This window comes from Enterobacter cloacae complex sp. XAL002 (genome assembly GCF_049236805.1).
Taxonomy (GTDB): domain Bacteria; phylum Pseudomonadota; class Gammaproteobacteria; order Enterobacterales; family Enterobacteriaceae; genus Enterobacter; species Enterobacter intestinihominis.
Window position 1 is genome coordinate 1 of sequence record NZ_JBMKJN010000003.1, and the last position, 19,013, is coordinate 19,013.

A 19,013-nucleotide genomic window follows, 5' to 3' on the forward strand; every position below is an offset into this window, starting at 1 on the left:
CGTGCCGTTGTTCCGTGTCAGTGGAGGCGCATTATAGGGAGTTCTTCTGAAGTGACAAGAGGTAATTTAAAAAAAGTTTCTGACCGTGTTTTTTTTCACCAAAAGCGATGAGATCAAGCTACAAATTGTTCTAATTGATGTATCTGCAACCACAATCACCCCTGAGATGGCATAATTAGCCGCATCAATATTTAAGGAATAAAAGCGATGCCATTAAGCGCACAACAGCTGGCAGCTCAAAAAAACCTGTCCTATGTGCTGGCAGAAAAGCTGGCTCAGCTGATCTTAGCGGGTAAATATGCCCCAGGTAGCATCCTGCCCAGCGAGATGGAGCTGGGGGATCAGTTTGGTGTAAGCCGTACCGCCGTTCGCGAAGCGGTAAAAACATTAACGGCGAAAGGGATGGTGCTTCCACGCCCGCGCATTGGCACCCGCGTTATGCCTCAGGGGAACTGGAACTTTCTCGATCAGGAGTTACTCACCTGGTGGATGACCGAAGATAACTTTAATCAGGTCGTCGATCACTTTCTGGTCATGCGCAGCAGTCTTGAGCCTCAGGCCTGTCTGCTTGCCGCCACGCTCGGCACAGCAGAGCAAAAAGCGCAGCTCAATACTTTTATGGAAGAGATGGTGGATCTGAAAAAGCACTTTAACCGCGAGCGCTGGATAGAGGTCGATATGGCCTGGCATGAACATATCTATAATATGAGCGGAAATCCTTTCCTGACCTCCTTTGCTTCTTTATTCCATTCTGTGTACCACACTTACTTTGCCTCTATCACACAGGATGAGGTGGTGAAGCTGGATCTGCATCAGGCGATAGTCGATGCCATTCAGGAAAGCGACGGGCAGCGAGCCCTGAGTGCGTGCCAGGCGTTGCTGGCGGCGCCAACCCACCAGCAGGTAAATAAATGACAGAGAAAAAAGCACGCAGTATGGCCGGATTGCCGTGGATTGCAGCCATGGCGTTCTTTATGCAGGCACTGGATGCCACTATCCTCAATACCGCCCTTCCCGCAATAGCCCAAAGCCTTAACCGCTCCCCACTGGCGATGCAATCCGCCATCATCAGTTATACCCTGACGGTGGCGATGCTCATTCCGGTCAGCGGCTGGCTGGCCGATCGTTTCGGTACGCGCAAAGTGTTTATGCTGGCGGTGACGCTGTTCACCCTCGGTTCTCTGGCTTGCGCCCTCTCTACCTCTCTGACGGAACTGGTTATCTTCCGCGTTCTACAGGGGATAGGCGGCGCGATGATGATGCCCGTCGCGCGTCTGGCGTTATTGCGCGCCTATCCGCGCAGCGAACTGCTCCCGGTGCTCAACTTTGTGACTATGCCGGGGCTGGTCGGCCCGATACTTGGCCCGGTTCTCGGCGGCGTACTGGTGACCTGGGCAAGCTGGCACTGGATCTTCCTGATTAATATTCCGATTGGTGTGGCAGGGCTAATCTATGCCCGCAAATATATGCCGAACTTCACCACACCACGACGCAGCTTCGATATGGGCGGCTTCTTCCTGTTTGGCCTGAGCCTGGTCCTGTTCTCCAGCGGGATGGAGCTGTTTGGCGAGAAAATCGTAGCGACGTGGCTGGCGCTGGCCATCATTCTTAGCGGTATTCTGCTGTTCCTTCTATATATCCGTCATGCGCGTCGCCATCCGACACCGCTTATCTCTTTATCTCTGTTTAACACCCGAACGTTTTCCGTCGGGATCGCGGGCAATATTGCCTCGCGTCTGGGCACGGGCTGCGTACCGTTCCTGATGCCGCTGATGCTCCAGGTCGGTTTCGGCTATCCGGCCCTGATTGCTGGCTGCATGATGGCCCCCACAGCGATGGGCTCAATTCTGGCAAAATCGACGGTCACGCAGGTGCTGCGCTGGTTTGGCTATCGTAAGACGCTGGTTGGCGTGACGATCTTTATTGGATTGATGATTGCGCAGTTCTCCCTGCAATCTGCGGCGTTACCCATCTGGATGCTGATCCTGCCGCTGTTTGTGCTGGGTATGGCCATGTCGACGCAGTTTACATCGATGAACACCATCACCCTTGGGGACCTCACCGACGAGAATGCCAGCAGCGGCAACAGCGTACTGGCGGTCACTCAACAGCTGTCGATCAGCCTCGGGGTTGCCGTGAGCGCGGCGGTACTGCGGTTTTATGAAGGGTTTGACGGTACAAATACCGTTGAGCAGTTCCACTATACCTTTATCACCATGGGCGCGCTTACCGTGGTATCGGCGGTGGTCTTTATGTTGTTAAAACCAAAAGACGGCCGGAACCTGATTAAAGAGCGTCATAAAGATAAGGCTAAACCGAACCGCGTTCCATCAGAACAGGAGTAAGCTGCAAACGTTGCTGTTGCAGCGTGGGCTGAGCCATGCGGTGGATCAACACATCGATAGCCAGCTCACCCAGTTCATCCTTCGGCTGATGAATGGTGGTCAGCGGCGGCGTCATGTAGCGCGCCAGTTCGATATCATCATAACCGACGATCGCCATGTCGTCCGGAACACGTAATCCCGCCTGATACAGCGCCTGATAAGCTCCGAATGCCATCGCATCGTTACCGATAAACACCGCCTGCGGGCGCGGCTCTTGCGCCAGCAGTTTCTGCATTGCTTCAAATCCACCATTAAATTCGAAATCGCCGGTGATGCGATAGCCATCAGGAATGGCAAGCCCCGCCCGTTCCATGGCCGAAAGATAGCCTTCCAGACGCAAGCGCGCCGGGGTTTTATCCAGCGGGCCGGTAATACAGGCGATGCGGGTATGGCCTTTATCTATCAGATGCTGGGTCGCCATATCGCCACCCAGCAGCGAGTTATCCTGGATCAGATCGCTGGTGCCGTCGAACGGCGCCCAGTCCATCATGACCGTAGGAATAGAAGGGTAGCGCTGAATGATCTCTTTCGAGGGTTGATGCGTTTCGGTACAGAGCAGCAGCAGCCCGTCGACGCGTTTTTGCATCAGCGTCTCCAGGTTTCGGTTCATGCGCTGCTCATCGCCTTCGGTATTGCACAGCACCAGGCTGTAGCCGCGCTCGAAGCAGCTGCGCTCCACGCCGCGCACCAGTTCAGAATAAAAAGGGTTGGTACTGGCGGTGATCAGCATGCCGATGGTGCGCGTCTGGTTAAGCTTCAGGCTGCGGGCCAGCGCAGACGGCGCATAGTTGAGTTCTTTAATTGCAGCGTCAACTTTCTCCCGAATCGCCTCGCTGACGAAGCGATCCTTATTGATAACGTGGGAGACAGTCGAGGTAGAAACGCCCGCCATACGGGCGACATCTTTCATTGTGGCCAAGCGTTACCCCTGCTGACTTAAGAATTCATCAATCTCTTTACGCCATGGAACAGAAGGCTGAGCGCCTTTACGCGTCACCGCAATCGCGGCGGCGGCATGCGCGAAGCGAATCGCGTCATCCATTGCTTTTCCTTCCAGCAGCGCCGTTACCAGCGCACCGTTGAAGGTGTCACCTGCGGCGATGGTATCAATGGCTTTGACCTTAAAGCCCGGTACGCGACGGCCTTCGCCATTGACGCTAGCCCACACCCCACGGCTGCCGAGGGTGATGATCACGGTGCCGATGCCTTTATCATGCAGCGCAAGCGCGGCACGCGCGGCATCGTCATCATTTTCGACACGGATACCCGTCAGCTTTTCCGCTTCGGTTTCGTTCGGGGTGATGATATCCACCAGCGCCAGCAGCTCGTCTGATAATACACGGGCAGGCGCCGGGTTAAGTACGACAGACGTATGATTTTCATGCGCAATTTTCGCAGCGGCCAGCACGCTTTCAACCGGTGACTCTAGCTGCATCAGCAGAGCTTCCGCTCCGGCGATGATCCCACGCTGCGCTTCGACGCGTTCAGTCGTTAACGCGGCATTAGCCCCCGCATGAATACCGATGACATTCTCACCTTCCGCATTGACGAAAATCAGCGCCACGCCGGTAGATTCCCCTGCAACCACGCTGACGGGTGCGATGTCGATGTTGTCGCTTGCCAGCTGTTTGCGTACGCGCTCGCCGGTATCGTCATCACCCGTACAGGCGATAAACGCGATATTTGCCCCGCTGCGTCCGGCGGCAACTGCCTGGTTTGCGCCCTTACCGCCGAACGCGACCTGATACTGATTGCCGGTGACGGTTTCGCCCGGAGTGGGGAACGTTTCAAGGTTAAGAATGTGATCGGCATTGATACTGCCAAGGACGACGAGGTTGCCTGCGGTTTTCATGTATTGAGGTGTCCATCTGAGAGCGCCACCGGTATTACCCGGTGGCGTATGCCACACTTTTCTTTTATTTGGTGTCCCTCAGGCAGCCAGCGACTGCCTGAATCGCCTTTACTGCTTAATGACCAGTTTCAGGTCAACAGGATATTTGGCCTGAACTTTTTCGCCCTTCAGCACTTTATCGGCAGTTTGCACGCCAGTCGCGCCAATCTGCTCAGGCAGCTGAGCGATGGTCGCAGCCAGTTTGCCATCATTTACTGCTTTTTCACCATCCGGCGTGCCGTCAAATCCGACAACCATCACATCTGATTTACCCGCAGTCTGGAGCGCACGCAGCGCACCGAGCGCCATTTCGTCGTTCTGTGCGAATACCGCCTGCACATCAGGATGCGCGGTCAGCAGGTTCTGCATGACGTTCAGACCCTTTGTACGGTCGAAGTCTGCCGGCTGGCTCGCCAGCACGTTAAATTTGTGCGCCGCTACAGCCTGCTGGAAACCTTCACCACGTTCACGGGCCGCGGAAGTCCCGGCGATACCCTGCAACTCGATCACTTTCGCGCCTTCACCTGCTTTCTTCGCGATGTAGTCACCGGCGATTTTACCGCCCAGTACGTTATCAGACGCAATATGGCTAACAACGTCGCCTTTGGTCGCCTGACGGTCCAGGGTGATTACCGGGATCTTCGCCTGGTTTGCCATCTTCACGGCGTTACCGACCGCGTCGGAATCGGTTGGGTTGATCAGCAGGATTTTGGTACCACGAACGGTTAAGTCCTGAACGTTAGCCAGCTCTTTCGCCGGGTTGTTCTGAGAATCCAGCACCACCAGGTTGTAACCCAGTTTGTCTGCTTCTTTCTGCGCGCCATCCTTCAGGGAGACGAAGAACGGGTTGTTCAGGGTAGAGACAACCAGCGCGATGGTGTCCTTCGCCATGGCGTTAGCACTTACGGTTGCGCTCAGCGCGACAGCAGAAACCAGGGTAGCCAGTTTTTTCATGTTCATATCTAAGATGTCCTGTAGTGTCGTCAGTTACTGTTTTTTGTTGTCTACCAGTACCGCCAGCAAAATCACCACTGCCTTAACGATCATCTGGTAATAGGAGGAAACACCTAACAAATTCAAGCCATTATTCAGGAAACCGAGGATCAGTGCGCCGATCAATGTCCCAACAATGCGACCTTTACCGCCCGCAAGGCTCGTACCACCCAGAACCACTGCCGCGATGGCATCCAGCTCATAGCCCGTACCCGCCGTTGGCTGCGCGGAAGAGAGGCGCGCCACTTCGATGATGCCCGCCAGAGATGCCAGCAGACCGCACAGGGAGTAAACGATAATTTTAACTTTGTTGACGCTAATACCGGACAGACGCGTTGCCGATTCGTTACCGCCCAGCGCATAAATATAACGACCCAGACGGGTATGATGCAGCATGTACCACGCCGCCAGGAAGACGATAGCCATGATCCAGACTGGCGTCGGGATACCCAGCGGGCGTCCGATACCAAACCAGCCAAACAGATCGGCGTTTTCGGTAAAGCCGGTATTCACCGGGCTACCGTTGGTGTACACCATGGTGACGCCGCGCAGCAGCAGCATCATCACCAGCGTGGCAATAAACGCCTGTACGCGGCCTTTTGCCACAATCACGCCGGTTACCGCGCCAATTGCCGCACCTGCCGCCAGCGCAGCAGCAACGGCCACCAGCGCGTTGACCTCAATACCGACAATCGACGCGGCAATCGCACCGGTGAGCGCCAGCAGGGAACCGACGGACAGATCGATACCCGAGGTCAAAATCACCAGCGTCATCCCCACCGCCATAATGGCGTTGACGGAGGTCTGCTGAAGAATGTTGAACAGGTTATTAACGGTAAAAAAGTTCGGGCTCATGGTCGAGACAATCGCGATCAGCACCAGCAGGGCAATCAGCGATTTTTGTTCCATCAGCCATGCCTTTGTGAAATAGCGGCGACCAGAAACAGCCTGGGTAGTCATCTTCTTACTCCTGATTCACGCGATTAAGCTTGCCCACAGCGGCAGCCATCAGAACTTCCTGGGTGGCCTGCTCGCGAGTGAATTCACCACCGAGATGCCCTTCATGCATGACGATAATGCGATCGCTCATGCCTAATACTTCTGGCATCTCGGAAGAGACCAGAATGATGCTCAGACCGTCGGCCTTGAACTGGTTAATCAGCTGATAGATCTCTTTTTTCGCGCCCACGTCAACGCCGCGAGTTGGCTCATCGAGGATCAGTACTTTCGGGCGCGTCATCAACCCGCGGGCAATCGCCACTTTCTGCTGATTACCGCCGGACAACAGGCCAATCGCCTGCTCCATCGATGGGGTTTTAACATTAAAGAGACGGATAAAATCGCTGACCGCCTGCTGCTCATCTTTGTGTTTCAGGCTGCCGCCGCTGCGGCTGAAATAGCGTAGCGCGGTCAGGGACATGTTCTCTTTTACCGACATGCCCAGCACTAAGCCGTCACGCTTACGGTCTTCGGAGATATAGACAATGCCGTTCGCCAGGCCATCCTGCGGCGAGCGGGTGACCACCTCATGGCCGTCAAGGGTAACGTAGCCGCTGGTGCGCGGCAGTGCGCCATAGAGCACTTTCATCAGTTCGGTACGTCCCGCGCCCATCAGGCCCGCGACGCCAAGGATCTCGCCCTTGCGCAGGGTAAAGGAGACGTCATCCACACCCGGCCCGCAGAGGTTATCCACCTTCAGGCGGATCTCTCCTGGCGCTTTGTCCAGACGCGGATACTGGTCTTCGAGCTTACGTCCCACCATCATTTCAATCAGCGAATCTTCGGTCAGCGTGGCCACTTCACGCTCGGCAATGAACTGCCCGTCGCGGAAGACGGTGACGTCGTCGCAGATCTCGAAAATTTCTTTCATGCGGTGAGAGATATAGACAATGCCGCGCCCCTGGGATTTCAACTCACGGATCACGCGGAACAGGGATTCGGTTTCGGTATCGGTCAGGGCGTCGGTCGGTTCATCCATAATGATGACCTTCGACTCGAAGCTCAGCACCTTCGCGATCTCCACCATCTGCTGATCGCCGATGGAAAGGTCGCCCACCAGTCGGTCGCTCTTAAAGCGCAGATTCAGCTTCGCCAGCAGTTTGTCCGCTTCGGCATACATGGTTTTCCAGTCGATTTTGCCAAACCGGTTCACGAACTCACGGCCGAGGAAGATGTTCTCCGCAATGGTGAGCTGCGGGATCAGGTTCAGCTCCTGGTGGATGATGCCAATGCCCGCTTCCTGAGAGGATTTCGGGCCGTTGAAGGTGGTCTCTTTACCCAGCCACAGCAGCGAACCGGCATCGCGTTGATAGATCCCGGTCAGCACTTTCATCATGGTGGATTTACCGGCGCCGTTTTCGCCCACCAGCGCCATTACGCGCCCGGAATAGACGTTCAGCGCCGCGCCGGAGAGGGCTTTAACGCCCGGGAACGACTTATCGATCCCTTTGAGTTGCAGTAATGCGTCCATGATGGCCTCAGAAGGTGACGCCAGCACAGAGAATGATATTCGCATACGGGGAACACTCCCCGCTGCGAATCACCGCCTGACTGTCTGCGGTTTGTTGTTTGAACTGCTCGTGCGTTGTGTAACGAATTTCTATGGTGTTTCCCTGGTGCTGTTGCAGTTGCTCAATGTGGCTGAGCAACGTTTCGTGGAGTTGCGGATTATGTTGTTTGATTTCCGCCGCGAGAATGGCCGCCTCAACCTGCATCTCCGCCGTCACGACTTCCAGTACCTGCATGAACGAGGGTACGCCCTGCGTTAACGCCATATCGATACGGGTTGTGCTGCGCGGAACCGGTAAGCCTGCATCGCAAACCACCAGCGTATCGGTATGCCCAAGACGGGAAATCACCGATGATATTTCTGAGTTGAGTACTGTGCCTTTCTTCATTTTTTGCTCCACTAGCGAAACGTTTCGCTAAAAACAGTGTAGCCGCAGAAGTGTTCATAAAACCATCATGACGTAACGGATTTGTGATCAACGTCGAAACGTTTCGCTAAGTGAAATATTGAGGTGATTTTGGCGGGTATGTTGAGGATCTGGTAGGCCGGGTAAGCGCAGCGCCACCCGGCATTTTTTAAAAGGACTTAAATCTCGACCTGCGTCCCCAGCTCAATCACGCGGTTAGGCGGGATCTCAAACTGGTCAGGCGCACGCAGGGCGTTACGTTGCAGGATGAGATACAGCTTGCCGCGCAGGCGCAGATACCATGGGCGCTTGCCGATGATCAGCGACTCGTGGGACATAAAGAACGATGTCTCCATCATGCGGCAACTCAACCCTTCCAGACCGCAGCGGTGGAATACCTCTTCCACGTTCGGCGTTTCGCGCCAGCCGTAGCTTGCCACCACGCGCCAGAAGGTTGGCGACAGCTGCTCAATCTGTACGCGTCGCACGTTGTGAACATACGGCGCATCTTCGGTACGCAGCGTCAGCAGGATCACGCGCTCGTGCAGCACTTTGTTGTGCTTAAGGTTATGCATCAGCGCAAACGGGATCACGTTCAGCGCACGAGACATATACACCGCCGTACCCGGCACACGCACCGGCGGGGATTTCTCCAGCGAGGCTATCATCGCCTCCAGAGAATTACCGTGCTCATGCATACGACGCAGCAGGCGGAAACGTTCGCTCTTCCACGTCGTCATCACGATGAACATCACCAGACCCAGCGTCAGCGGCAGCCAGCCACCGGAGACAATCTTATCGAGGTTCGCAGAGAACAGCGGTACGTCGATGCAGAGGAAGCCAACCAGGATCAGCCCCACGAGGAACTTATTCCAGTGCCAGTTACGGTACGCCACGGTGGTGGAGAGAATAGAGGTCAACACCATCGTTCCGGTCACCGCGATACCGTACGCCGCCGCCAGGTTACTGGAGTGCTCGAAGCTGACGATAACAATCACCACCGCGAAATAGAGCAGCCAGTTGACGAACGGAATGTAGATCTGGCCTGACTCCATCTCAGAGGTATGGATAATGCGCATCGGCGAGAGATACCCCAGACGCACGGCCTGACGCGTCAGGGAGAATACGCCGGAAATAACAGCCTGAGAGGCAATGACCGTCGCCAGCGTCGCCAGGATCAGCATCGGAACCAGCGCCCAGTCCGGCGCCAGCAGGAAGAACGGGTTTTTAATCGCTTCAGGATGGGCAAGCAGCAGCGCGCCCTGGCCGAAGTAATTCAGCACCAGTGAAGGCAGAACAACGCTAAACCAGGCGACGCGAATTGGGAGTTTCCCGAAGTGGCCCATATCTGCATACAGCGCTTCAACACCGGTAATGGAAAGCACTACCGCGCCCAGCGCCACAAACGACACCACTTTATATTCCAGGAAGAAATGCACCGCCCACATTGGGTTCAGCGCATGCAGGACATCCGGATTGGCGATAATACTGCGTAAGCCCAGCGCCGCCAGGATCAGGAACCAGGCCAGCATAATAGGCGCGAACAGCTTACCCACCAGCCCGGTACCGTGTTTTTGTATAGCAAACAGCAACGTCAGCACGATAATAGCGAGTGGCACCACCCACGTATCAAGCTGTGGCGCGACAATCTCCAGCCCCTCTATGGCCGACATCACCGAAATCGCTGGCGTAATCACGACTTCCCCATAGAAGAAGCTGCCGCCAATCAGGCCAATGATGACCAGCACGGAGGTCATTCTTGCAGATGTATTGCGCCCAGCAAGGGACATCAGGGTCAGAATACCGCCCTCGCCCGCGTTATCAGCCCGCATAACGAAAGAGAGATACTTAAGGGAGACCACCAGGATCAGCAGCCAGAAGATGAGCGAGAGGAAACCAAATACGGCGTCACGCTCTACACCAAAACCAAACTGACCGGACAAACATTCACGAAGCGTATAAAGCGGGCTGGTGCCGATATCACCGTAGACAACCCCGATCGCTGCAAGCGTTACTGCGGGTAATGATTGCTTATTATCAGTGCTCATAGACTAGTCTTTTCGTTTGAATAACAAATGTGTGCTTAGTCCCTTGGCCCACAAAAAGCGCACAGTATGCACGATTCAATGCAAAATCGTACCCCTAAATGCAGCCGCATTAATGTAGCGCAAAGAAAATAGCGCCGCACTTCAGCCTATTACCAGGCCAGACCGAAACGTCTATACTCGCTTCAATTAGCCGCCACGACGGCGAAAGGATGCAAAACTATTATGGCTCACTCACATTTATTAGCAGAAAGAATTTCCCGCCTCAGCAGTGCGCTGGAGAAAGGCCTTTACGAGCGTAGCCACGCCATTCGCCTCTGTTTACTGGCGGCGCTGAGCGGGGAAAGCGTGTTTCTGCTGGGTCCGCCGGGCATTGCCAAAAGTCTGATCGCACGCCGCCTCAAATTCGCTTTCCAGAACGCTCGCGCATTCGAGTATTTGATGACGCGCTTCTCCACGCCGGAAGAAGTTTTCGGCCCGCTCTCCATTCAGGCGTTAAAAGATGAGGGACGCTATGAACGTCTGACGGCGGGCTATCTCCCGGAAGCGGAAATCGTCTTTCTTGATGAGATCTGGAAAGCCGGCCCGGCCATTCTGAATACCCTGCTGACGGCAATCAACGAACGCCGCTTCCGCAACGGCGCGAGCGAAGAGAAGATCCCCATGCGGTTGCTGGTGGCCGCGTCTAACGAACTTCCCGAAGCCGACAGCAGCCTGGAAGCGCTGTATGACCGCATGCTGATCCGCCTGTGGCTGGATAAAGTCCAGGACAAATCGAACTTCCGCTCAATGCTGGTAAGCCAGCAGGACGAAAACGAAAATCCGGTGGCACCATCATTACAGGTCACGGACGAAGAGTATGACCAGTGGCAGGAAGAGATAGGCAAAATTAAGCTGCCCGATGCCGTCTTTGAGCTGATCTTCATGCTGCGCCAGCAGCTTGATTTATTGCCCTCCGCGCCTTACGTCTCCGACCGTCGCTGGAAAAAAGCCATTCGTCTGCTTCAGGCAAGCGCCCTGTTCAGCGGCCGCGATGCTGTCGCCCCCATCGATCTGATCCTGCTGAAAGACTGTCTCTGGCACGACGCAGAAGGGATGAATCTGATGCAGCAGCAGCTGGACGTTTTGATGACCGGGCACGCGTGGGGTCAGCAATCCATGCTTAATCAACTGGGGGCGATTGCCCAACGTCGTCTTCAGCTTCAGCAGCAGCAAAGTGACAAAACCGCGCTGAAGGTGAACCGTCTCGGCGGGATGTTTGCCCGTAAACCGCACTATGAACTGCCAGCCGAGCTGACTGACGCCTCGCTCACGCTTCTTCTTCAGCAGCCGCTGAAGCTTCATGATATGCAGGTGGTGCACGTGACGATCGAACGCGTTGCGCTGGTTCAGTGGCTGGATAAGGGCGGCGAGATCCGCGGTAAACTCAACGGTATCGGCTTTGCACAGCCGCTGTCGATGGAAGTCGACAGCAGCCAGCACCTTGTGATCCGCGACGTCAGCCTTCAGGGATCGCGCCTGGCGCTGCCGGGCACGGCCTCTGACAGTCTTCCGGAGGAGATCAAACAGCAGCTCGAAGCGCTGGATAACGAATGGCATCAGCAGCACACGCGCTTCAGCGAGCAGCAGAAATGCCTCTTTATCCATAGCGACTGGTTAGGTCGCATTGAAGCCAGCTTGCAGGATGTCAGCGCGCAGATTAAACAGGCGCGTCAATGCTAACGCTGGACACGCTTAACGTCATGCTGGCGGTTAGCGAGGAAGGGTTGATCGAAGAGGTCGTCATTACCCTGCTCGCTTCACCGCAGCTGGCGGCCTTCTTTGAAAAATTCCCGAAGCTCAGAAAAGCAATGACGGACGATCTTCCCCGCTGGCGCGATAACCTGCGCCAGCGGTTTAAGGAGACGGAAGTCCCGCCGGAACTGACAGAGGAAGTGGCTGGTTACCAGCAGTGCCAGCGGCTTTCAACGCCGCAGTTTATTGCCCAGCTACAGCAAACCCTGACGCTGCTAGATAACGTTCACTCCCCGTTTGCCAGCCAGGCCAGAGCGCTGGTCACGGACAACCCCAGCTTTACTCCCGCCCTGCATACGCTGTTTTTACAGCGCTGGCGGCTCAGTCTTGTCGTTCAGGCCACCTCTCTCAACCAGCAGTTGCTGGACGAAGAGCGCGAACAGCTGTTAAGCGAAGTTCAGGAGCGGATGACGTTAAGCGGCCAGCTAGAACAGGTGCTGGTGGAGAATGAAAACGCCGCCGGTCGACTCTGGGATATGAGTGCCGGTCAGTTAAAACGTGGCGATTATCAGTTGATCGTGAAGTACGGCGACTTTCTGGCACAACAGCCGGAGCTGATGAAGCTTGCAGAACAGCTTGGTCGTTCCCGGGAGGCCAGGTCAATTCCAAAGAAAGATGCGCCGATGGAAACCTTCCGTACGCTGGTACGCGAGCCCTCCACCGTACCGGAGCAGGTGGACGGCTTACAGCAAAGCGATGATATCCTGCGCCTGTTGCCTACGGAACTCAGCACGCTGGGAATGACCGAACTGGAGTATGAGTTTTATCGCCGTCTGGTGGAAAAACAGCTTCTTACCTATCGGTTGCATGGCGAAGCCTGGCGCGAAAAAATCAGCCAGCGCCCGGTGGTGCATCAGGACTTTGATGAGCAACCGCGCGGTCCATTCATTGTTTGCGTAGATACGTCCGGATCGATGGGGGGATTTAATGAGCAGTGTGCAAAAGCGTTCTGCCTGGCTCTGATGCGCGTGGCGCTCGCCGATCGTCGTCGCTGCTACATCATGTTATTTTCCAGCGAAGTGGTGGGGTATGAACTGACCAGCCCACAGGGGCTGGAGCAGGCGATCCGCTTTTTAAGCCAGCGCTTTCGCGGCGGCACCGATCTGGCCAGCTGTTTTCGCAGCATCATTGAGCGCATGCAGGGCGGAGACTGGTACGACGCGGATGCGGTGGTGATTTCCGATTTTATTGCCCAGCGGCTGCCGGACGACGTCGTGAATAAAGTGAAGGAGATGCAGCGCGTGCACCAGCACCGTTTCCATGCCGTGGCGATGTCTGCACATGGAAAACCCGGCATCATGCGCATCTTCGATCACATCTGGCGCTTTGATACCGGGTTGCGTAGCCGCCTGCTCAGACGCTGGCGACGTTAATTAAAGAAGAGAACCGACGCTCTCACGTACCTGCTGCGGCCAGACCCCACACTGTACCTGACCGATATGGGACAGTTGCAACAGCAGCATGGTCAGACGAGACTGGCCAATACCACCGCCGATGGTCTGCGGCATTTCACCGCGCAGCAGCGCCTGGTGCCACTCCAGTTGCAGACGATCTTCATCACCGGTCACGGCCAGCTGACGCTTCAGTGCTTCAGCATCCACGCGGATCCCCATCGAAGAGAGTTCAAACGCATCTTCCAGAACCGGGTTCCAGACCAGAATATCGCCGTTCAGACCGGCATGTTCGCTCTCGCCCACGGTGCTCCAGTCATCGTAATCCGGCGCACGGACGTCGTGACGTTTACCATCAGACAATTTCCCGCCAATGCCGATCAGGAATACCGCGCCCAGCTCTTTGGCGATCGCGCGTTCACGGCCTTTGGCATCCAGATCCGGGAAACGGCTCAGCAACTCCTGACTGTGAACAAAGTGGATCGTTTCCGGCAGGAACGGTGCCAGACCAAACTCTTTGCTCACGGCCGCTTCGGTCGCTTTGATCCCGGCGTAGATCGCCTCAACGGTAGATTTCAGCGTACCGACGTGACGCTCGCCGTCACCCATTACGCGCTCCCAGTCCCACTGGTCAACGTAGACAGAGTGAATGGGGGAGAGGCGGTCTTCATCGGGGCGAAGGGCTTTCATATGCGTGTAAAGCCCTTCGCCCGCGCTGAAGTCGTGTTGTCCCAGGGTTTGACGCTTCCACTTCGCCAGGGAGTGAACCACTTCGAACTGGGCGTCTGGCAGTGTTTTCACTTTTACCTGTACCGCTTTTTCGCAACCAGACAAGTTATCCTGCGTCCCGTCACCCACGCGGCTCAGAATCGGCGCCTGCACTTCAATAAGGCCAAGCTTCTCTTCCAGCTGGCGAGAAAAATGGGATTTAACGAAACTGATCTGGCGTTGTTTTGCGATGTAAGCGGTTTTCATTATTTATACTCCTGCGTCCTGTTGATACTGATTAAGCAACAGAACAGGCGCTTAATTCAATAACCCATCAACAAAAAGCCACCTTCATTTTTGATTCGTTAAAATAAGACGCTAGAATAGAAGGAATCATTAATCTTCATAAGAAAAACCTATGGAAAATTATCAGATCGACAATCTGGACCGCGGCATTCTGGAAGCGCTCATGGCCAACGCACGCACCGCGTATGCCGAACTGGCGAAACAATTTGGCGTCAGCCCGGGGACCATTCACGTTCGCGTAGAGAAAATGAAGCAGGCCGGGATCATCACCGGTGCACGCATTGATGTCAGTCCGAAGCAACTCGGCTACGACGTCTGCTGCTTCATTGGCATTATTCTGAAAAGCGCCAAAGATTACCCCTCCGCGCTGGAGAAGCTGAACGCGCTGGATGAAGTCACTGAGGCGTACTACACCACCGGGCACTACAGCATCTTTATAAAGGTCATGTGCCGATCCATCGACGCCCTCCAGCAGGTACTTATCAACAAGATCCAAACAATCGATGAAATTCAGTCCACCGAAACCCTGATCTCCCTGCAAAACCCGATCATGCGTACTATCCGCCCGTGATCGGGCAATTTCATTCCCACATTTTCCACAGGTAGATCCCAGCTCGTTCACAGCGTACAATGGCCGCCTCTTTATCTGAGCGAGCGATCAATGGCGGACATTACTCTTATCAGCGGCAGCACCCTGGGCGGTGCGGAATATGTAGCGGAACATCTGGCTGAGAAGCTGGAAGACGCGGGCTTTTCTACACAAACGCTGCACGGACCGCTGCTGGAAGATCTCCCGACTGACGGGGTCTGGCTGCTGATCACCTCCACGCACGGCGCGGGCGATCTGCCGGATAACCTGCAACCTTTATATGACGAACTGCTGGAACAACAGCCCGATCTGTCAAACGTCCGGTTTGGCGCTGTAGGGATCGGTAGCCGTGAATATGACACTTTCTGTGGCGCAATAGAGAAAGTAGAAGCTGCGGTGACCGCCTGCGGAGCAAAACAGCTGGGTGAAACGCTGAAGATCAACATCCTCGATCATGATATTCCCGAAGATCCAGCCGAGATCTGGCTCGCGGAATGGAAAAATTTACTCAAAAACGATTAAAGATCGTGCGATCAGATGTGGATAACTCTGGTTAAAAGCTCGTATTAACCCGTAGTTATCCAAAGAACAACGTTAGTTTAGTTTTTGACCTGTGTATAAAGTGGCGATCTGATCCCAGCTTATACGGTCCAGGATCACCGATCATTCACAGCAAACGATCCTTCCTAACTGCATGATCTTATTTATGGGATCGGACTTATCCACAAAGGTCTGCGATCCTAATAAGAGATCACAATAGAACAGATCTCTAAATAAAAAGATCTTCTTTTTAATAGCCCAGGATCCCAATGCTTTCTCGAAAGACTAAAGTTGAGTAGAATCCACGGCCCGGGCTTCAATCCATTTTCATACCGCTTTACGCGAGGCAGACCACCATGTTTTATCAGGATCCTTTTGACGTCATCATCATTGGCGGGGGTCACGCAGGCACTGAGGCCGCAATGGCCGCAGCGCGAATGGGTCAGCAGACCCTGCTTTTGACACACAATATCGACACGCTGGGACAAATGTCCTGTAATCCGGCGATTGGCGGCATTGGGAAAGGACACCTGGTAAAAGAAGTGGATGCACTTGGCGGCCTGATGGCGAAAGCGATCGATCATGCGGGCATCCAGTTTAGGATACTAAACGCGAGTAAAGGTCCGGCTGTTCGCGCCACCCGTGCACAGGCAGACCGCGTGCTTTACCGTCAGGCTGTGCGCACCGCGCTGGAAAACCAACCGAACCTGATGATCTTCCAGCAGGCTGTAGAAGATCTTATCGTGGAAAACGATCGTGTTGTTGGCGCCGTGACCCAGATGGGTCTCAAGTTCCGCGCAAAAGCGGTGGTGCTGACGGTCGGGACATTCCTGGACGGTAAAATCCATATTGGTCTGGACAACTACAGCGGTGGCCGTGCGGGCGATCCGCCGTCGATTCCGCTGTCTCGTCGTCTGCGTGAGCTGCCGCTGCGCGTAAGCCGCCTGAAAACCGGTACGCCGCCGCGAATTGATGCGCGTACCATTGATTTCAGCGTACTGGCACAGCAGCACGGTGATAACCCGATGCCGGTGTTCTCGTTCATGGGCAATGCGGCGCAACATCCGCAGCAGGTGCCGTGCTACATCACGCACACCAATGAAAAAACCCATGACGTGATCCGCAATAACCTCGATCGCAGCCCAATGTACGCCGGCGTGATCGAAGGGATCGGCCCACGTTATTGCCCGTCGATCGAAGATAAAGTGATGCGCTTTGCCGATCGTAACCAGCATCAGATCTTCCTCGAACCTGAAGGGCTGACCTCGAACGAAATTTACCCGAACGGCATCTCCACCAGCCTGCCGTTCGACGTGCAGATGCAGATTGTGCGTTCAATGCAGGGGATGGAAAACGCGAAGATCGTTCGTCCTGGCTACGCTATTGAGTACGATTTCTTCGATCCGCGTGACCTGAAGCCGACGCTGGAAAGCAAATTCATCCAGGGTCTGTTCTTCGCAGGCCAGATTAACGGCACTACCGGGTACGAAGAAGCTGCCGCACAAGGGCTGCTGGCCGGTCTGAACGCCGCTCGCTTCTCTGCCGAGAAAGAGGGCTGGGCACCGGCGCGTTCTCAGGCTTACCTGGGCGTTCTGGTCGACGATCTCTGCACGCTGGGGACCAAAGAACCGTACCGCATGTTTACTTCTCGTGCGGAATATCGCCTGATGCTGCGCGAAGACAATGCCGATCTGCGTCTGACCGAGGTGGGCCGCGAATTGGGTCTGGTGGATGACGAACGCTGGGCGCGCTTCAACGAGAAGCTGGAGCGTATCGAACAGGAACGTCAGCGCCTGAAAACCACCTGGGTGAATCCGCAGGCGGAAACTGCTGCTGAAGTGAACGCTCACTTAACTGCGCCGCTTTCGCGCGAAGCCAGTGGTGAAGATCTGTTGCGCCGTCCTGAAGTCACCTACGAGAATCTGGTCAAACTGACCGCGTTCGCACCGGGCCTTGAAGACGCTGAAGCGGCTGAACAGGTCGAGATTCAGGTGAAATACGAAGGTTACATCGCGCGTCAGCAGGATGAGATCGAAAAACAGCAGCGCAACGAAAATACGCTACTGCCGGAAATGCTGGACTATCGTCAGGTGACGGGGCTTTCCAACGAAGTGATCGCTAAGCTGAACGATCACAAACCTGTGTCGATTGGCCAGGCCTCACGTATCTCCGGTGTCACACCTGCCGCGATTTCGATTCTGCTGGTGTGGCTGAAAAAGCAGGGTATGCTGCGCCGCAGCGCGTAATTAACATTGCTTTTGGCGGGTGGCGCTTCGCTTACCCGCCCTACTTAATCGTAGGCCCGGTAAGCGGCAGCGCCACCGGGCGAAAAATCTCTCAACAGGTATCCACCGTGCTCAATAAACTCTCTCGTCTGCTGGAACAGGCAGGTATTTCGCTCACCGATCACCAGAAAAATCAGCTGGTGGCCTATGTCGATATGCTGAACAAATGGAATAAAGCGTACAACCTCACCTCCGTACGCGATCCCAACGAGATGCTGATTCGCCATATTCTCGATAGCATCGTTGTGGCGCCGTATCTTACCGGTGAACGTTTTATCGACGTGGGCACCGGTCCGGGCTTGCCGGGCGTTCCGTTGTCTATTGTTCGACCGGAGAGTCATTTCACGCTGCTGGACAGTCTGGGCAAGCGCGTACGCTTTTTACGACAGGTTCAGCATGAGCTGAAGCTGGAAAACATCACGCCCGTGCAGAGCAGGGTAGAGGAGTTCCCGGCAGAGCCACCGTTTGACGGCGTTATCAGCCGCGCATTTGCCTCACTCAATGACATGGTGAGCTGGTGCAAACACCTGCCGGCGGATAAGGGCCGTTTTTATGCGCTGAAAGGACAACTTCCGGGGGACGAAATAGAGCAGCTTCCGGACGGTTTTGCAGTGGAATCCATTGAAAAACTCCAGATCCCTCAGCTCGAAGGTGAGCGTCATCTGGTGATAATTAAGCCAAACACATTTTAAAAAATTAATAAAAAATGTGGAATTTGTGCTGTTCTGATGGTGTTAAAAAGCAGCACATCCAGTCTGATTTGGCCGTAGTTAATTTAACCTTGTTGTCACATGGATTTTCTTATGGTTAACCTGAAGTGATTCGTTCACCCTGAAGATAGTCAACCATGAAAATATCAGCCTGCTAAAAATGGGTAAAGGCAACAAGAATGAGATGTTAAATATTTATTAAGAATGTCAATAAAAGGTTTTTGTTGTATACGGCTCTGTTTTAAAAATAGTTGCGATTTTTTTGCTTTAATTTCAATCGGATGAAATAAATCGTTTTACGTCTTTGATAAATACCACTTTATCGCAAATGTGTATTTTGTGATCTCGTGCACGCTTTATCACCAACGTTTCCGCGCTGTTTGCAGTTTTGCCTGAAGGTTGGCACTGAGTTCAAAAGTTGAAAAATAGGACTGGGGAAAAATATTTAAACATTTATTCACC

The 19,013-nt window shown here is 54.6% G+C and carries 16 protein-coding genes; 8 read left to right on the forward strand and 8 right to left on the reverse strand.

The features are described from left to right. Positions 1 to 207: 207 nt before the first annotated feature. Both ACOT0L_RS03155 and mdtD read left to right on the forward strand, forming a co-directional pair. Positions 208 to 915 carry a FadR/GntR family transcriptional regulator gene (locus ACOT0L_RS03155; protein ID WP_023298937.1) on the forward strand — a complete coding sequence of 236 codons (708 nt, stop codon included), beginning with the start codon at positions 208 to 210 and terminating at the stop codon, positions 913 to 915. Continuing rightward, a complete protein-coding gene (gene mdtD / locus ACOT0L_RS03160) occupies positions 912 to 2,345 on the forward strand; it encodes a multidrug transporter subunit MdtD (protein WP_022649863.1) in 1,434 nt (477 codons plus the stop codon). Before ACOT0L_RS03155 ends, mdtD begins: the two co-directional genes overlap by 4 nt. Here the strand turns inward: mdtD and rbsR are convergent. From rbsR to kup, 7 genes are all read right to left on the reverse strand, one after another. Further along, positions 2,311 to 3,303 carry a ribose operon transcriptional repressor RbsR gene (gene rbsR, locus ACOT0L_RS03165; protein WP_072202236.1) on the reverse strand — a complete coding sequence of 331 codons (993 nt, stop codon included), beginning with the start codon at positions 3,301 to 3,303 and terminating at the stop codon, positions 2,311 to 2,313. The two genes, mdtD and rbsR, sit on opposite strands and share 35 nt — an antisense overlap. Positions 3,304 to 3,306: 3 nt before the next feature. Next, complete coding sequence (rbsK, locus tag ACOT0L_RS03170) at positions 3,307 to 4,236, reverse strand: ribokinase (RefSeq protein WP_003862399.1); 930 nt, start codon at positions 4,234 to 4,236, stop codon at positions 3,307 to 3,309. 108 nt (positions 4,237 to 4,344) lie between these two features. Next, positions 4,345 to 5,235 (reverse strand): ribose ABC transporter substrate-binding protein RbsB, encoded by an 891-nt coding sequence (gene rbsB / locus ACOT0L_RS03175; protein WP_003862397.1) that lies wholly within the window; start codon positions 5,233 to 5,235, stop codon positions 4,345 to 4,347. A 27-nt stretch (positions 5,236 to 5,262) separates the two neighbouring features. After that, positions 5,263 to 6,228, reverse strand: a complete 966-nt coding sequence (rbsC, locus tag ACOT0L_RS03180; RefSeq protein ID WP_022649866.1) for a ribose ABC transporter permease — start codon at positions 6,226 to 6,228, stop codon at positions 5,263 to 5,265. A gap of 4 nt (positions 6,229 to 6,232) precedes the next feature. Next, the gene (gene rbsA, locus ACOT0L_RS03185) at positions 6,233 to 7,738 is read right to left on the reverse strand and encodes a ribose ABC transporter ATP-binding protein RbsA (RefSeq protein ID WP_022649867.1); all 1,506 of its coding nucleotides are present in this window, start codon (positions 7,736 to 7,738) and stop codon (positions 6,233 to 6,235) included. A 7-nt stretch (positions 7,739 to 7,745) separates the two neighbouring features. Then, a complete protein-coding gene (rbsD, locus tag ACOT0L_RS03190; protein WP_003862392.1) occupies positions 7,746 to 8,165 on the reverse strand; it encodes a D-ribose pyranase in 420 nt (139 codons plus the stop codon). A 197-nt stretch (positions 8,166 to 8,362) separates the two neighbouring features. Beyond that, complete coding sequence (kup, locus tag ACOT0L_RS03195; RefSeq protein WP_006808744.1) at positions 8,363 to 10,231, reverse strand: low affinity potassium transporter Kup; 1,869 nt, start codon at positions 10,229 to 10,231, stop codon at positions 8,363 to 8,365. Between the two features lie 222 nt (positions 10,232 to 10,453). Between kup and ravA the strand changes: the two genes are divergently transcribed. After that, on the forward strand, positions 10,454 to 11,950 hold the full coding sequence (gene ravA / locus ACOT0L_RS03200; protein WP_022649869.1) for an ATPase RavA: 1,497 nt from the start codon (positions 10,454 to 10,456) through the stop codon (positions 11,948 to 11,950). Further along, positions 11,944 to 13,395 (forward strand): ATPase RavA stimulator ViaA, encoded by a 1,452-nt coding sequence (viaA, locus tag ACOT0L_RS03205; RefSeq protein WP_022649870.1) that lies wholly within the window; start codon positions 11,944 to 11,946, stop codon positions 13,393 to 13,395. Before ravA ends, viaA begins: the two co-directional genes overlap by 7 nt. Here viaA and asnA read toward each other — a convergent pair whose 3' ends face one another. Continuing rightward, positions 13,396 to 14,388, reverse strand: coding sequence for an aspartate--ammonia ligase (gene asnA, locus ACOT0L_RS03210; RefSeq protein ID WP_126502747.1), 993 nt, complete (start codon positions 14,386 to 14,388; stop codon positions 13,396 to 13,398). A 151-nt stretch (positions 14,389 to 14,539) separates the two neighbouring features. On the opposite strand from asnA, the gene asnC reads away from it, so the two are divergent. The 4 genes from asnC to rsmG all read left to right on the forward strand — a co-directional run bounded on the left by asnC (position 14,540) and on the right by rsmG (position 18,533). Beyond that, positions 14,540 to 14,998, forward strand: coding sequence for a transcriptional regulator AsnC (gene asnC / locus ACOT0L_RS03215; protein WP_003862383.1), 459 nt, complete (start codon positions 14,540 to 14,542; stop codon positions 14,996 to 14,998). 90 nt (positions 14,999 to 15,088) lie between these two features. After that, entirely contained in the window at positions 15,089 to 15,538 is a 450-nt protein-coding gene (gene mioC, locus ACOT0L_RS03220) for an FMN-binding protein MioC (RefSeq protein ID WP_003862381.1), read from the forward strand. 374 nt (positions 15,539 to 15,912) lie between these two features. Beyond that, complete coding sequence (gene mnmG / locus ACOT0L_RS03225) at positions 15,913 to 17,802, forward strand: tRNA uridine-5-carboxymethylaminomethyl(34) synthesis enzyme MnmG (protein ID WP_003862379.1); 1,890 nt, start codon at positions 15,913 to 15,915, stop codon at positions 17,800 to 17,802. 107 nt (positions 17,803 to 17,909) lie between these two features. Continuing rightward, on the forward strand, positions 17,910 to 18,533 hold the full coding sequence (gene rsmG, locus ACOT0L_RS03230) for a 16S rRNA (guanine(527)-N(7))-methyltransferase RsmG (RefSeq protein ID WP_022649872.1): 624 nt from the start codon (positions 17,910 to 17,912) through the stop codon (positions 18,531 to 18,533). Positions 18,534 to 19,013 lie beyond the last annotated feature (480 nt).

Excerpts from the sequence above, each read along its gene's own strand:
- rbsD (WP_003862392.1), bottom strand. The coding sequence starts at position 8,165 with ATGAAGAAAGGCACAGTACTCAACTCAGAAATATCATCGGTGATTTCC.
- rbsC (WP_022649866.1), bottom strand. The coding sequence starts at position 6,228 with ATGACTACCCAGGCTGTTTCTGGTCGCCGCTATTTCACAAAGGCATGG.
- rbsB (WP_003862397.1), bottom strand. The coding sequence starts at position 5,235 with ATGAACATGAAAAAACTGGCTACCCTGGTTTCTGCTGTCGCGCTGAGC.
- rbsK (WP_003862399.1), bottom strand. The coding sequence starts at position 4,236 with ATGAAAACCGCAGGCAACCTCGTCGTCCTTGGCAGTATCAATGCCGAT.
- rbsA (WP_022649867.1), bottom strand. The coding sequence starts at position 7,738 with ATGGACGCATTACTGCAACTCAAAGGGATCGATAAGTCGTTCCCGGGC.
- mdtD (WP_022649863.1), top strand. The coding sequence starts at position 912 with ATGACAGAGAAAAAAGCACGCAGTATGGCCGGATTGCCGTGGATTGCA.
- asnC (WP_003862383.1), top strand. The coding sequence starts at position 14,540 with ATGGAAAATTATCAGATCGACAATCTGGACCGCGGCATTCTGGAAGCG.
- mioC (WP_003862381.1), top strand. The coding sequence starts at position 15,089 with ATGGCGGACATTACTCTTATCAGCGGCAGCACCCTGGGCGGTGCGGAA.
- ACOT0L_RS03155 (WP_023298937.1), top strand. The coding sequence starts at position 208 with ATGCCATTAAGCGCACAACAGCTGGCAGCTCAAAAAAACCTGTCCTAT.
- kup (WP_006808744.1), bottom strand. The coding sequence starts at position 10,231 with ATGAGCACTGATAATAAGCAATCATTACCCGCAGTAACGCTTGCAGCG.
- mnmG (WP_003862379.1), top strand. The coding sequence starts at position 15,913 with ATGTTTTATCAGGATCCTTTTGACGTCATCATCATTGGCGGGGGTCAC.
- asnA (WP_126502747.1), bottom strand. The coding sequence starts at position 14,388 with ATGAAAACCGCTTACATCGCAAAACAACGCCAGATCAGTTTCGTTAAA.
- viaA (WP_022649870.1), top strand. The coding sequence starts at position 11,944 with ATGCTAACGCTGGACACGCTTAACGTCATGCTGGCGGTTAGCGAGGAA.
- ravA (WP_022649869.1), top strand. The coding sequence starts at position 10,454 with ATGGCTCACTCACATTTATTAGCAGAAAGAATTTCCCGCCTCAGCAGT.